This window comes from Streptomyces sp. NTD107 (genome assembly GCF_059510435.1).
The window spans coordinates 64,348-77,737 of the sequence record NZ_JCAJZV010000004.1 but is presented as its reverse complement, the minus strand read 5'-3'; the positions used below and the strand labels follow the sequence as shown (position 1 = coordinate 77,737).

13 protein-coding genes and 2 tRNA genes are annotated in these 13,390 nt (G+C 72.2%); 6 read left to right on the top strand and 9 right to left on the bottom strand.

Features of this window, described 5'->3' with window-relative positions; translation table 11 throughout:
- Window positions 1–82: 82 nt before the first annotated feature.
- Complete coding sequence (locus AC5WRL_RS10235) at window positions 83–589, top strand: DUF3830 family protein (protein ID WP_496088081.1); 507 nt, start codon at window positions 83–85, stop codon at window positions 587–589.
- Here the strand turns inward: AC5WRL_RS10235 and AC5WRL_RS10230 are convergent.
- Both AC5WRL_RS10230 and AC5WRL_RS10225 read right to left on the bottom strand, forming a co-directional pair.
- Window positions 532–2,055, bottom strand: coding sequence for an amidase (locus AC5WRL_RS10230; protein WP_496088080.1), 1,524 nt, complete (start codon window positions 2,053–2,055; stop codon window positions 532–534). The genes AC5WRL_RS10235 and AC5WRL_RS10230 overlap by 58 nt on opposite strands.
- Window positions 2,052–3,047 (bottom strand): D-2-hydroxyacid dehydrogenase, encoded by a 996-nt coding sequence (locus AC5WRL_RS10225; RefSeq protein WP_496088079.1) that lies wholly within the window; start codon window positions 3,045–3,047, stop codon window positions 2,052–2,054. The genes AC5WRL_RS10230 and AC5WRL_RS10225 overlap by 4 nt, the downstream gene beginning before the upstream one ends.
- A 237-nt stretch (window positions 3,048–3,284) precedes the next feature.
- Between AC5WRL_RS10225 and AC5WRL_RS10220 the strand changes: the two genes are divergently transcribed.
- Both AC5WRL_RS10220 and AC5WRL_RS10215 read left to right on the top strand, forming a co-directional pair.
- A complete protein-coding gene (locus AC5WRL_RS10220) occupies window positions 3,285–4,190 on the top strand; it encodes a maleate cis-trans isomerase family protein (RefSeq protein ID WP_496088078.1) in 906 nt (301 codons plus the stop codon).
- Window positions 4,191–4,261: 71 nt separating this feature from the next.
- Complete coding sequence (locus AC5WRL_RS10215; protein ID WP_496088077.1) at window positions 4,262–5,020, top strand: maleate cis-trans isomerase family protein; 759 nt, start codon at window positions 4,262–4,264, stop codon at window positions 5,018–5,020.
- Between the two features lie 15 nt (window positions 5,021–5,035).
- Here AC5WRL_RS10215 and AC5WRL_RS10210 read toward each other — a convergent pair whose 3' ends face one another.
- Window positions 5,036–6,844, bottom strand: a complete 1,809-nt coding sequence (locus AC5WRL_RS10210; RefSeq protein ID WP_496088076.1) for a putative bifunctional diguanylate cyclase/phosphodiesterase — start codon at window positions 6,842–6,844, stop codon at window positions 5,036–5,038.
- 312 nt (window positions 6,845–7,156) lie between these two features.
- Here AC5WRL_RS10210 and AC5WRL_RS10205 point away from each other — a divergent pair, with 312 nt between their 5' ends.
- Window positions 7,157–8,377 carry a M6 family metalloprotease domain-containing protein gene (locus AC5WRL_RS10205; RefSeq protein WP_496088075.1) on the top strand — a complete coding sequence of 407 codons (1,221 nt, stop codon included), beginning with the start codon at window positions 7,157–7,159 and terminating at the stop codon, window positions 8,375–8,377.
- Between the two features lie 63 nt (window positions 8,378–8,440).
- On the opposite strand, the gene AC5WRL_RS10200 is transcribed toward AC5WRL_RS10205, so the two are convergent.
- The 5 genes from AC5WRL_RS10200 to AC5WRL_RS10180 all read right to left on the bottom strand — a co-directional run bounded on the left by AC5WRL_RS10200 (window position 8,441) and on the right by AC5WRL_RS10180 (window position 10,597).
- Window positions 8,441–8,514: transfer RNA gene (locus tag AC5WRL_RS10200), tRNA-Lys, on the bottom strand.
- A gap of 126 nt (window positions 8,515–8,640) precedes the next feature.
- Window positions 8,641–8,714, bottom strand: a tRNA-Lys gene (locus AC5WRL_RS10195).
- Entirely contained in the window at window positions 8,705–9,235 is a 531-nt protein-coding gene (locus AC5WRL_RS10190) for a hypothetical protein (protein ID WP_496088074.1), read from the bottom strand. Before AC5WRL_RS10190 ends, AC5WRL_RS10195 begins: the two co-directional genes overlap by 10 nt.
- 52 nt (window positions 9,236–9,287) lie before the next feature.
- The gene (locus AC5WRL_RS10185; protein ID WP_496088073.1) at window positions 9,288–9,665 is read right to left on the bottom strand and encodes a DUF8844 domain-containing protein; all 378 of its coding nucleotides are present in this window, start codon (window positions 9,663–9,665) and stop codon (window positions 9,288–9,290) included.
- A 53-nt stretch (window positions 9,666–9,718) separates the two neighbouring features.
- On the bottom strand, window positions 9,719–10,597 hold the full coding sequence (locus AC5WRL_RS10180) for a phosphatase PAP2 family protein (protein WP_496088072.1): 879 nt from the start codon (window positions 10,595–10,597) through the stop codon (window positions 9,719–9,721).
- A 152-nt stretch (window positions 10,598–10,749) separates the two neighbouring features.
- Here AC5WRL_RS10180 and AC5WRL_RS10175 point away from each other — a divergent pair, with 152 nt between their 5' ends.
- Entirely contained in the window at window positions 10,750–11,349 is a 600-nt protein-coding gene (locus tag AC5WRL_RS10175) for a histidine phosphatase family protein (RefSeq protein ID WP_496088071.1), read from the top strand.
- Window positions 11,350–11,502: 153 nt separating this feature from the next.
- On the opposite strand, the gene AC5WRL_RS10170 is transcribed toward AC5WRL_RS10175, so the two are convergent.
- Complete coding sequence (locus AC5WRL_RS10170) at window positions 11,503–12,834, bottom strand: NsdA family TPR-like regulatory protein (RefSeq protein ID WP_496088070.1); 1,332 nt, start codon at window positions 12,832–12,834, stop codon at window positions 11,503–11,505.
- 174 nt (window positions 12,835–13,008) lie between these two features.
- Here AC5WRL_RS10170 and AC5WRL_RS10165 point away from each other — a divergent pair, with 174 nt between their 5' ends.
- Window positions 13,009–13,374, top strand: a complete 366-nt coding sequence (locus AC5WRL_RS10165) for a hypothetical protein (protein ID WP_496088069.1) — start codon at window positions 13,009–13,011, stop codon at window positions 13,372–13,374.
- The last annotated feature ends 16 nt before the right edge of the window (window positions 13,375–13,390 follow it).

Here is a 13,390-nt window from a genome sequence, read left to right as displayed (position 1 = left end):
GGATACGTTCCGCTGCCGACAGGCTCCGGTGTGCCACCATGCCAGGAGCAGAACATCGTGTGCGGATCAGGAGGGATGTCCCATGTCGGACTCGGAGCGGTTCATCACCGTCTCGCTGGACAAGCGCGGGGTCAGCTGTACCGCCAAGCTGCTCACGGAGCGGGCGCCCCTCACCTGTCATGCGGTGTGGGACGCCCTGCCGCTGGGTGGGGACGTCTATCACGCCAAGTACGCCCGCAACGAGATCTATACGCTCGTGCCGCCGTTCGCCCCGGCCGAGCCGCCGCTGGAGAATCCCACCATCACGCCGATCCCCGGCGACCTGTGCTACTTCACCTTCTCCGATACCCAACTCGCCACCAGCTCCTACGGCTACGAGACGCACGCCGCCCACCAGGGCAAGGCGACCGTCGTCGATCTGGCGCTCTTCTACGAGCGCAACAACCTCCTCATCAACGGTGACGCCGGCTGGGTGCCCGGCATCGTGTGGGGGACCGTCGTCGATGGGCTGGACCGGATGGCCGACGCCTGTCAGGACCTGTGGCGGGCCGGCGCGCTCGGTGAGTCGCTCAACTTCCGGCGCGCGTAGGGGTCCTCGATCCGGGTGGTGCCCGCGATGTCCAGCGCGTGCGCGACGGCCAGCACCAGTTCGTCCGCGTGTCGCGCCGCCACCAGCTGAACGCCGATCGGGTGCCCGTCGGCGTCCGTGCCGCACGGCACGGACGCGGCGGGCTGCTGCGTCATGTTGAAGGGGTAGGTGAACGGGGTCCACTCCGTCCAGCGCGTCATGCCGGAGTCCGCCGGCACCTCCGTCCCCACCCCGAACGGCCCGATCGGCAGCGTCGGTGTCAGCAGCAGGTCGTACGCCTGGTGGAAGCCGCCCATGGCCTTCCCCACGCCCATCCGCACATCCACCGCCGCCAGATAGTCCAGCGAGCCGTATCGCGCGCCCTGTCCGCAGATCTCCCGCAGGCCCGGGTCGAGCAGGGCCCGCCGCCGTTCGTCGAACGGCTCGACCACCCGGGCGGCGCCCGCGAACCACAGCACCTGGAAGGCGTTCCGCAGCGTCTCCAGTGGCGGCAGTGGCGGGTCGGTCTCCTCCACCACCGCGCCCAGCTCCGCCAGCCGCTCCGCGGCGCGCCGCACCGCCGCCGCGATCGCCGGGTCCACGTGTACGCCGTCGAAGCCGAGCCGTGGCGAGTAGGCGATCCGCAGGCCCCGTACGGTGTCCTCCGCCGCCGCGATCGCGGAGCGGAAGCCGTGGGGGCCGCCGGTGGCCGGCAGGGCGGACCAGTCGCGCGGGTCGGGGCGGGCGATGACGTCCATCATCAGCGCCGCGTCCCGGGCGTCGCGGGTGAGCGGGCCGACGTGTGCGAGTGTCCCGAACGCGCTTGCGGGGTAGATCGCCACCCGCCCGTACGTGGGCTTGAGGCCGAGGACTCCGCAGAACGACGCGGGGATACGCACCGAGCCGCCGCCGTCCGTTCCCAGGCTGAGCGGCCCGGCCCCCGCCCGGACCGCCGCCGCGCTACCGCCGCTGGAGCCGCCGGAGGTGCGCTCGGGGGCGTACGGATTGCCGGTCGCGCCGTGCCGGGGTGAGTCGGTGACGCCCTTCCAGCCGAACTCGGGGGTGGTCGTCTTCCCGATGAACACCGCCCCCGACTCGCGCAGCCGGGCCACCGCCGGCGCGTCCTCGGGCCACTCGCCGTCGGCCGACAGCGCGGCCGAGCCGCGCAGCGTGGGGTGGCCGCGCATCAGCAGGATGTCCTTGACCGTGACGGGTACGCCGTCCACCGGGCCGGACGCCTTGCCGCGCCGCCAGCGGTCCTCGGCGGCCCGGGCCTGTTCGAGGGCGCCCTCGTGGTCGATCAGGACGAACGCGTTCAGCTCCGGTTGTACGGCCTCGGCCCGGGCCAGTGCCGCCCGGGTCGCTTCGACGGGGGAGAGGTCGCCCGCCGCGTAGGCCGCCGTCAGCTCGGTCGCGGTCCACTGCGTAGCCTCCGCACCCTGCGCACCCTGCGTACCCTGCGTACCCTCCGTGTCCTCATGCGTCACTTTGCCGTCCCTTCGCCGTTGCCTTCGCCGGACACGTAGCCCAGCCGCTTGTCGACCACGTTGAACAGTGGTTCGCCCGCCGACCAGCGGTCGAAGTTGTCCAGGAACTGTTCGGCCAGGTCGTCGCGCCAGCCGAAGGTGTCCCCGCTCATGTGCGGTGAGACGATCAGTCCCGGCGCGTCCCACAGCGGGCTGTCGGCCGGCAGCGGTTCGGTCGCGAAGACGTCCAGCGCCGCCCCGGCCAGCGCGCCGGCGTGCAGTGCCGCGGCCAGGTCCGGTTCCACCACGTGGCCGCCGCGCCCGATGTTGATGAAGTGGGCGGTCGGCTTCATCCGGGCGAAGGTGTCCGCGCCGAACAGGCCCTTCGTCTCTTCCGTCAGTGGCGCCGCGCACACCACCCAGTCGGCGTCCGGCAGCAGGGCGGGCAGGTCGCCGGCGGCCCGTACCCGGCCGAATTCGGGGTCGCCGGTGCGTTCCCGGCGGCCGGTCAGGGTCACTTCGACACCCAGTGCCTTGAGCAGTGAGCCGATTCTCCGGCCGATCGGACCGGAGCCGACGACGACCGCCCGGCTCCCGTACACCTTGAATGTCTCCCGGTGTCGCCAGCGGCGGTCGCGCTGCAATTCCCAGCTGCCGTGGAAATCTTTTGCCATGGCCAGCACCAGCCCCGCCACATATTCGGCGATCGGCCGATCGAAGACGCCCCGGGCATTGGTAATGATCACCGGCGAGGAGAGCAGTTCGGGAAAGAGCAGCCGGTCCACGCCGGCGCTCGCGGTGTGGACCCAGCCCGGGCGCGGCCCGGTGGCGCCGGGCCATGCCTCGCGGACCGCGTCGGAGGTGAAGTCCCACACCAGCAGCACATCGGCCTGCGGCAGCTGCCGGGCGAGGGCGGCGGCGCCGTCGGCGTGCAGGACGCGCGCGCGGCCGGCGAGCCGGTCGAGGCGGGGGAGTGGGGCGGCGTCGAGGACCAGGACACAGGGTTCGGGCATCCGGCGAAACCATTTCGAAACGAGGGCGTGTTTGAGTGGAGAAGGTGGCGCCAAAGTGGGTGCGGCCAAGGATTGACCACGGTAGGGAGAAGAAACTACCTTCGTCAACGAAGGCATCGGCTCCCGGCGTCCCGGTTCCGGAAGATTTGCCGACCGGCGGTGCGTTTCTGTTTATGTCAGCGTTCGCTCGGCCAGACTGGTTCTGCGCCGCCCCCGCGTTTGAATATGGGGTGTGAAATGGATGTCTCCTTCCTGGGTGGCCCGCAGCAGCAGCGCGGGGTCGGGGTCGTGGCGCCGTTCGACTTCGCTCTCGACCGTGAGCTGTGGCGCTGGGTGCCCGATGACATCTCTCTTCATGTGACACGGACCCCGTTCGTGCCGGTGGAGGTGAGTCTCGATCTGGCCCGGATGGTCTCCGAGCACGAGACGCTGCGGGAGGCGGTGCGCGCGCTGTCCGCCGTGGCGCCCGAGGTCATCGCGTACGCCTGCACCTCCGGCAGTTTCGTCGGTGGGGTGGCCGGTGAGATGGCCATGACGACGGCGATGACGCAGGCCGGTGAGGCGCCGGCGATGACCACTTCCGGTGCGCTGCTGGAGGCGCTGCGTGAGCTTGAGGTGCGCCGGGTGGCGGTGATCACCCCGTACACCCGCTCGGTCACGGACTCGCTGGAGGACTTCGTCCACGCGGCCGGGGTCGAGGTCAGCGGGCGCAGCTATCTGGGGCTCACCCGGGAGATCTGGCGGGTGGGCTACCGCGATGTGGTGAACATGGCGCGGGAGGCGACGGCCGCCGCCGCTCCGGACGCGCTGTTCATCAGCTGCACCAACCTCGCCACCTATGACGTGATCCCGCAGCTGGAGGCTGAGCTGCGGATTCCGGTGCTGTCGGCGAACCAGGTGACCGTCTGGAAGGCGCTGCGGATGATCGGCAAGGAGGCGGTGGGCCCGTACCAGGCGCTGCTGGATCCGGCGGCGCGGGCCTCGCTGGCGGCGGCTGCCGCGCTGCCGCCGCTGCCGGGGGCCGCCGCGCCCGAGCCGGCCGCGGCCACCGCCTCGGCGGGCGAGGAGGGCCCGGTGGAGGCGACCGCGAGCCAGCCGGTGGTGTTCCCGGACGATCTGGGTGGCGGCCGGCCGCCGGGGTGAGGGTGATCGGGGTACCCGTCCTGGCGGACGCGCCCCGATACGTACGAGCACGAGCAGGAAGCGAGCGTCGTATGACGGACACCGACAACGCAAGCGGAACGGTCGGATTTCTCTACCCGGGCTATTCGGCCGAGGACGACTATCCGAGGATCGAGTCGCTGCTGCACGGCAGCGGCGATCCCCGCGCCGCCGGGCTGCGGCTGCCGCTGATCCACACGGACATCGGTACGGACGCGCACCGCGTGGACGCGCTGCTGGAGATGGGCGCGGTGTCCCGGCTGGCGGCCGGGGTCGGCGAGCTGAAGCGGGTGGACGCGCGGGCGGTGGTGTGGGCGTGCACCAGCGCCAGCTTTGTGTACGGCTGGGAGGGGGCGGGCCAGCAGGTGGCGGCGCTGTCCGAGGCGGCGGGGCTGCCCGCGTCCAGTACGTCCTTCGCCTTCGCGCACGCGGTGGCGGAGCTGGGGGTGAGCCGGGTGGCGATCGCGGCGACGTATCCGGACGATGTGGCGGGTCTGTTCGCCGAGTTCTTGAAGGTGGCGGATGCCGAGGTGGTCGGCACCCGGGGCAGCGGCATCATCACGGCGGCGGAGGTCGGCACCTGGGGGCGCGAGGAGGTGCTGCGGATCGCCCGTGAGGGGGATGATCCGGCGGCGCAGGCGGTGCTGCTGCCGGATACGGCGCTGCATACGGCGGCGTGGCTGCCGGAGCTGGAGTCGGCGCTGGGCAAGCCGGTGCTCACCGCGAATCAGGTGACGGTCTGGGAGGGGCTGCGGCTGCTGGGCCGTACGGTGCGGGTTCCGGCGCTGGGCTCGCTCTTCGACCGGGCCTGATGAGGCCGGTAGCCGTTACGTGCCGTGGCCGGCCGCCGCGTTGATCATGTCGGTGATCTGTTCGGGCGGCAGTGGTTTCGCGTACAGCCAGCCCTGTCCGGTGTCGCAGCCGATGCGGCGCAGCCGGTCGGCCTGGGCCTGGCCTTCCACGCATTCGGCGGTGACGGTCAGGCCCAGTTTGTGGGCGAGGTCGACGAGGGCGGTCACGATGGTCTCGTCGGCCGGGTTGAGGTGGCGGGCGGTGCGGAAGCCCTTGACGAAGGTGCCGTCGAGCTTGAGGGCGCGGACCGGCAGCTGGGAGAGATAGGCGAGGTTGGAGTAGCCGGTTCCGAAGTCGTCGATGGCGATGCGTACCCCCATCTCGGACAGCTCCTGGAGGGCCTGGACGGGGCGTCCGGCGGGGCCCATGACGGCGGATTCGGTGAGTTCGAGCTGGAGCAGTCCGGCGGGCAGTCCGGTTTCGGCGAGTACCCGGGTGACGTCCGCGACGACGTCCGAGTCCCACATCTGCCGTACGGCGACGTTGACGCTGACGAAGAGCGGCTGGTGCCGGTGGGCGAGCTGCCAGGCGCGGGCCTGCCGGCAGGCTTCGGTGAGCACCCAGCGGCCCAGGGGGACGATCGCGCCGTTCTCCTCGGCGAGGCCGATGAACCGGTCCGGGCCGAGCCGCCCGAACCGTGGGTGCTGCCAGCGCACCAGGGCCTCGACGCCGCGCAGGGTGTCGTCGGCGAGGGCGACGATGGGCTGGTATTCGAGGATGAACTCGCCGCGTTCGATGGCGGGGCGCAGGGTGGCGGTGAGGGACTGGCGGGTCATGCGGTGCGCGTTGCGCTCGGGGTCGAAGAGGGTCCAGCGGGCGCGGCCGTCGGCCTTGGCCCAGTAGAGGGTGGTGTCGGCGGCCTGCATGAGTGAGGTGGCGGTGAGGCCGGCGCATTCGCGTTCCACCACGCCGATGCTCGCGGAGACCGAGAGCCGCTGGCCGGCCACGTCGAACGGGCGCTGGAGCGCGATCCGCATGGCCTCGGCGAGTTCGGTGAGCTGCTGGGTGCCGGCGGAGCTCTCCACCAGGACGGCGAACTCGTCGCCGCCGAGCCGGGCCACCAGCGGGCCGCCGCCCGGGGTTGGGCCGGCGGCGGTGTCCGTTCCCGGGGTGTCGCTCGCCGTGCTGTGGGTGAGCCGCTGGGCGGCGGCGCTGAGCAGTTCGTCGCCGACCCGGTGGCCGTGGGTGTCGTTGATCGCCTTGAAGCCGTCCAGGTCCAGGTAGCACAGGCCGATCCGGCCGGTGGCGGAGTCGTTCAGGGCGGCGGTGAGCCGTTCCACGAACAGCGAGCGGTTGGGCAGCCGGGTGACCGGGTCGTGCATCTGGAGGTGCCATAGCTTCTCGCGCAGTTCGCGCCGTTCGGTGATGTCCAGCACCGACAGCAGGGCGCCGCCGTCCGGGCTCGCGGGTCGTACGGTGACTTCGGCCCATACGGTGTGCCCGGCGGCGTGTTTGAGCCGCCGGGTGCAGCGCAGTCGTTCGCGCCGTCCGCTGAGCACGGCGTGGTACGGGCCGCGGGTGTCGCCGTCCAGGCCGAGGTCGAGGCCGGTGGCGGCGTCGGCGGGGAGGCCGGTCAGTTCGCCGGGGTCGTGCCCGAGCAGGGTTTCCAGCGCCGGGTTGGCCGCCGTGATCAGTCCGGTGGGGGCGATCAGCGCCATCGGCAGGGTGGCGATCCGGAACGCGGCCCGGTAATCGGCCTGAATATCACGCTCCGTGACGGTTGGCCGCGGTGTGTCCTGGGCGCCGCCGGTGGGGCCGCCCGGTCCTGGGATGGGTCCGTTCACCGATCGCTCCTGGGCTGCCGGCCGGGGGAATCCGCTGGAAATGTGCCGATCATAGAGGCTGATCCGTGGCCGGAGCCAGCTACGGCGGGGCCTGTCTCGATCCCTGACATCTCGACCCCGTACGCATTTTCGATGGGCTGATCGATTCTGCACATCCGGGGTGCGGTCACGACCGTTCCCGAGCGATATATACGCAGGGTAATCGTACTGCCCGTTACGCCAGCCGGCCCAATTCAACGGGAATAGCGGGACAGAAGTGAACACAGTGGTGAAGGTATCTTCCCGTCCCCGCAGCCCCGATGGGAGGCCGAAGTGCCCCGGAGCGCCCTCCGGCGGACCGCCGCGGTGCTCACCGCGCTGACCGCCCTCATGGGGACCACCCTCACCGCCGGACCCGGCACGACCGCGCTCGCCGACGAGCCGTGCGGCCTGCCGCGCTCCGCCGCCCACCACCACTCCGAAGGGCTCGACACCTGGAACGCGGACTATCCGCGCCCCGTCGGCACCCTCGACGCCGTGATGCTCTTCCTCTCCTTCCCCGACTCGGGCGACCTCATCGACCCGGACACCATCGCCGGCGACTACTTCCCCGGCACCACCGAGTTCTTCCGCCGGGCCTCCTACGGCCAATTCGAACTGGCGGTGGACGTGGTGCCCCGGTGGACCGAGATGCCCGCCCCGTCCACCCACTACGCCATACAGCGCGACTGGGACGCCGGGCTGCGTACCGCCTATCTGCGCGACGCCCTCACCGTCCTCGCCCCGCTCGCCGACCTCGACGCGTACGACGTCGTCTACCTCGTCGCCGACCCGCAGGCGCCCGGCGTGGACTCCGACGCCACCAAGGTCGTCAACTTCCACGAGCCGCTGCGCGTCGCCGGCACCGAGATCAGCCGCGTCGTCACCGTCTTCGAGAAGCGCCCGCCCGACCGCAACGTCCTCGCCCACGAGACCGGGCACATCTTCGACCTGCCCGACCTGTACAACCGGCCCACCGGCGACTACGGCGACTGGGACACCCACGTCGGCGACTGGGACCTCATGGGCAGCCAGTTCGGGCTCGCCCCCGAACCCTTCGGCTGGCACAAGTGGAAGCTGGGCTGGCTGGGCGCCGACCACGTCGACTGCGTACGCGCCCCCGGCACCACCCGGCACACCCTCCAGCCGCTCACCGCCCCCCTGGACACCGGCAACCCGGCCGCCGACACCCGCCTCGCCGTCATCCGCACCGGCCGCAGCGAGGTGCTGGTCGCCGAGGCCAGGACCCGGGACGGCAACGACAAGCGGGCCTGCACCCAGGGCGTGCTGCTCTACAAGGTGCGCGCCGACATCGCCTCGGCGGACGGCCCGGTCCAGGTCATCGACGGCCACCCGGGCACCGGCGCCTGCCACGGCAGCTCCGTACACCCGCGGCTGGCGGACGCGCCGCTGGGCAGCGGCGAGAGCTATCACGACCAGGGGCTCGGCGTACGGGTGGAGGTGGGCGACCGTACGCCCTCGGGCGGCTGGAATCTCAAGATCGTCAAGGAGTGAGGGGCGTACGGGGGACGGGCACGGAAAAGGCCCCCCGCAGCTGCGAGGGGCCTTTCCTGTCGGTGCGCCGCCAGGGACTCGAACCCCGGACCCGCTGATTAAGAGTCAGCTGCTCTAACCAACTGAGCTAGCGGCGCCTGCTGACGTGGTAAAGATTAGCACCCCGCGCGCCCCCTTCCGCACCACCCCGGAATGGGGTAGGGGCGTACGGGGGACGGGCACGGAAAAGGCCCCCCGCTGCTGCGAGGGGCCTTCTCTGTCGGTGCGCCGCCAGGGACTCGAACCCCGGACCCGCTGATTAAGAGTCAGCTGCTCTAACCAACTGAGCTAGCGGCGCCTGCTGACGTCGTAGACATTAGCACCCCGCCGGTCATCAGCAAAAATCGCTTTCTCCCGCCCCCGCCACACCGCCTCCCTGGCCGCCCGCACGCACGCCCACAGCAGTACCTCCGGGCCCGGCAGCCACGGATGACGGCTCTGCGGCGCCACCACCCACTGGCCGTCCGCCGCCGCCGTGCCGTCCGGCACCGTCACCACATCCCCGACCCCGTGGCACAGCAGCGGGGGGATCAGCCGGGCGCCCCGGTTCCACTCCTCCCAGCGCAGCAGGGCCGGCAGCCGGTCCGCCGTGCCCGGCGCCGCGAACAGCAGCAGCCGGCCCCGGTGCGCCGCCACCGGCCCCCGGCCGGGCCCCGCCGCCCACAACTGCTCCAGCATCCGGCGCCCGAACAGTCCCGGCGCGCTGATCACATCGAAGCCGGTGCCACAGCGGGCCGAGGCCAGCCACTGGGCGCCGGAAGGGGTCGGTGTCGATGTCGGCGTCGGTGCGGATGTCGCTGTCGCCGCGGATTCCGTCATGACAACCAGATGTACGGGATCGGGCGTCGCCCCGGTGCCATCTCCGCGGAAATCAGGACAGCGGAGGGGGCCCTCCGGTACCGTGCGGCGACTGCCGGCGCTGCAACCGCCGGCCGAACTCGATCATCTTCACCGCGTAGTCCTCGGTCCACTCCGCCCGCTCGGCGATCTGCGCCGCCGACAGCCGGTCGAAGCGCCGCGGCTCCGCCAGCTGGGCCGCCGCGATCGCCTGGTACTCCACGGCCCGGTCGGCCGCCGCCTGGAACGCCACCGCCAGCTCGGTGGCCCGCGACAGCAGCCGGTCCGGCTCCGAGATCGACTCCAGATCGAAGAAGTGCTCCTCCTGCGGGGCATCCGTGGGCGGCTCGAAGAACAGCCCCGCCGGGCGGCGGAAGCGCGGCGGCTCGGGTGCCGGTCCTGAGTCGGTCATGGGGGAGCCTCCACGGCTGAGCGGGGACGGGGTGCGAGGGGATCCTCCCCAGGTTACGTCCGGGAGGCACCCGAGGACCGGGCCAGTTCCGCTTCGCTCCCGCCCGCACTCCGCGCGCCGTCCGCACGCTCCGGGGCGTACGGCCCCACCGGCGCGGGCCGTACCCCGTACGGCGCCGCGCTCCGTACCAGCCCCAGCCGTTCCTGGATCCGCTCGGCCAGCCGCATGAACGGGCGGGCCAGCAGCAGCCCCGCGATCATCACGGCGATGCCGGCCAGCGCGTCCATGAAGTAGTGGTTGGCGGTGCCCATCACCACCATCACCGTGATCAGCGGATAGCCGACCGCCACGGCGCGCAGCCACCAGGTGCGCGGCCCGAAGTACCACAGCGCGACCCCGCACCACACCGCCCAGCCGACGTGCAGGCTCGGCATCGCCGCGTACTGGTTGGTCATGTCGCCCATCCCGCTGGGCGCGCTCGCCTCATCGCCCCACCAGCCGTAGTCGCTGTACTGGGAGAGGCTGTCGGTGAAGCCGTGCCGGTCGTGCAGCAGCCGGGGCGGGGAGGTGGGCATGAGGGTGAACCCGATCAGCCCCATCAGGGTGGAGCCCATCAGCCAGGTGCGCATCAGCCGGTAGTGCGCGGGGCGGCGCTTGAACAGCCAGATCAAGGTGGCCGGGGTGACCAGATAGTGCAGTGACGCGTAGGCGAAGGAGGACGGTATGCCTATCCATGCCTCCGACGTGAACAGGTCGTTGAGCGGCTCCTCGGGGTTGAGGAACAGGGACCGTTCCAGCCGCAGGATCGACAGGCCGTTGTCGACGGCCGTACCGACATCGCCCCTGGCCAGCAGCCGGGCGCCGGAATACGCCGCGTAGACAACCACGATGAGCAGCAGCTCGGTCCACCAGCGGGGCCGGACTCGGGGCATGGGGGCGGACTCCAGTGTTCGGGCAGGGGTGTTCATCCCCCGGACGGTGAGACGTAAGGGAACAGACGCTCGGGTGGTGCCCATGGTTCCATGCGGGAAGATGGGAAAATCAGCCACGTATGACCGGATGAACCGTAAGAGAGAAGAGAGTCATGACCGCGCGCATTCTGCTGGTACGGCATGGGCAGACCGCCTGGTCGGTGGACGGACGGCACACCGGGCACACCGACGTCCCGCTGCTGGACGCGGGCCGGGCGGACGCCAAGGCACTGGGCGCGCGCCTGCACCACGCGCCGTGGGACGGGCTCCCCGGCGCGCGGGTGCGTACCTCGCCCCTGTCACGCGCCAAAGAGACCTGCGAACTGGCCGGATTCGGCGACCGGGCGAGCGACTGGGACGCCCTCAAGGAGTGGGACTACGGCGACGCCGAGGGCCGCACCGGCGAACAGATGGCGCGGGCGCGCGGCGGTGACTGGGTGCTGTGGCGGGACGGGGTGCACGGCGGCGAGAGCTTCGCGCAGCTGGCGGCGCGCGCCGATGAGGTGGTGGCGTGGGCGCGGCGGGTCGAGGGGGACGCGGTGCTGTTCGCGCACGGCCACATCCTGCGCTCGGTGGCGGCGCGCTGGCTGGGCGAGGACGTACGGTTCGCCGCCCGGCTGCGGCTGGCCCCCGCGTCGCTGTCCGAACTGGGCTGGGCCCACGACATCCCGGTCATCGCCCGCTGGAACGACACCTCGCACCTGGAGCACTGACCGCCCCGTCCCCGGCCCCACCTCCCCGGCCGACCGGGCCCGCGCCGGCGTGCGCCGCCGGCCACCGGGCCGCCCGGCCGCCGGGCCGCCGTCCGGTGCCGGGGTGCGTGAACCCGGCCGGTGATCGGCGCGGGTCCGCCGTGCGGGGCGCGCTCAGGCGGCGCGGGTGGTGAAGGTCGTGATGTGGGGGGTGGGTTCGTAGCGGGTCAGCCGGTGGGCGGTGTGGTGGAGCAGGGTGCTGATGCGGGAGGAGCGGACCTGCTCCAGCAGGTCGAGTGCCTCCTCTCCGGCCGCCGCCGCCTCGTCCGGGCGGCCGGCGCCGGTGAGATGGCCGGCCAGTTCGGCGGAGTAGAGCGCCCGGTTGCGGACGAGATGCGGCTGCTGCGCCGTGAGCGCCCGGCGCGCCGCTTCGACGGCGCGCTCCCCGTCGTCGAGCGCCGCCCAGCAGTGCGCCTCCTGGCTGGCCAGTTCCGCCTCGTTGAAGAAGGTCATCCACGGTGGGTCGGCGTCGGCCGGGCCCCGGCCGAAGGCGGTGTGGGCGCGGGCCAGGGCCAGTTCGCAGCCACGGCGGTCGCCGAGCCCCGCCCAGCCGCCGGCCTCGCGCAGCGCCAGCAGGGCGTGCAGCCGGTGCGAGCCGGTCGCGCGGGCGGCCTGCTGGCCGGCCTGGGCGGCGCGTACCGCCTCCCGGTGGCGGCCGGTGTCGCGGGCGAGGAACGCGGTGTTGCAGAAGGCGTGCGCCTCCAGCGCGCGGTCATCGCTGACCCGCGCGGTCGCGAGCGCCTCGGCGTAGTGCGAACGGGCGTCGGCGTGCCGTCCCGAGTCGTGGGCCAGCCAGCCCACCGACAGGGCCAGTTCGCCGGCGGCGGAGTGCAGCCGGGCGCTGACGGCGGCCCGGGCGGTGCCCGCGTCCAGCAGTTCCTGGGCGGCCCGCAGCGCTTCGCCGGCCGGGCCGTAGAGCGTGTCCGCGCCGTACCGGTCGTCGAAGTCCCGGATGTCGGTGACCGCCTGTTCCACCGCCGTGGCCTCGGCGGCGCCCACCCGGCGCGGCGGCGCCGGCTCGGCGGCGGCCAGGGTGGCGGCCAAGGGGGTGAGGGACGCCACGGCGGCGGGGCCGCCGGCCATGAACACTCGGCGCAACACGTCGCTCTCCTCGGTGTTGTCGGTGCCAGTGCGGTCCCTGGTGGTGTACCCATTAATTCGTACTGATGTGCTTGCTCCGGCGCGCGCCCCGCGCCCGCGTACCGCCTCGCGGGGGGCGAAGCCCAGATCGGCCAGGGTGCGGCCGGGAAACATATGGCGGAAGACCCGCTCATAGGCGTAGTTGGGGCAGCGGATCACACCCGACTCCACCCGGCCGATGTAGCGGGCGTCGCAGCTGACGTTCTCGCCGATCTCCCGGGCCGCCCGCCGCACCGCCGAGGCGAACTCGGCGGCCGAGCGGGTGCCGCGCAACGCCCGGAAGGCTCGGTTCGGTGACGTGGCCATGTGGGGGACCGTACCCCCGGAGAAGCCCCCAAGAGCGGGCGATCTACGTACAGATCGGATATACCGCCCGCGATCTGCCACGAACTGCCACCCGTTTCGGCGGCAATTGCCCGTAGCCATTGACGCCTGTACGGCGTTGTACCTCACACACCGACACGTGAGGAGTGAATCCCCATGGCGAACGGCGGCGGAGCACAGCCGTGCGACCTGGTCACGGTACCGGCCAGGGAGGGCCTGGAAGCCGTGGATCTGATGGTGCGGCTGCTGAACGGCACCGGGCCCGTACTGCACGACCGGAACGGCGACACCCTCGGCTTCCTCGTACCACCGGGCACCGCCGAGCGCTGGGATCTGCCCGGCAGCGCCTGCACCCCCACTTTTGGCCAGCCGCAGGGCGCCGGCCACCCGCCGGTCACCGGCACCGGCTGGCTGGTCCCGCCGGACGGCACCGTCCCGCACGCCACGCCGCCCGACCGGCTGCGCACCGCGCTGCGGCACGCCGCCCGGCTGCTCGCCGCGGCGGACCGCTGTCAGCCCTGACCGGCACCGAGGCGAT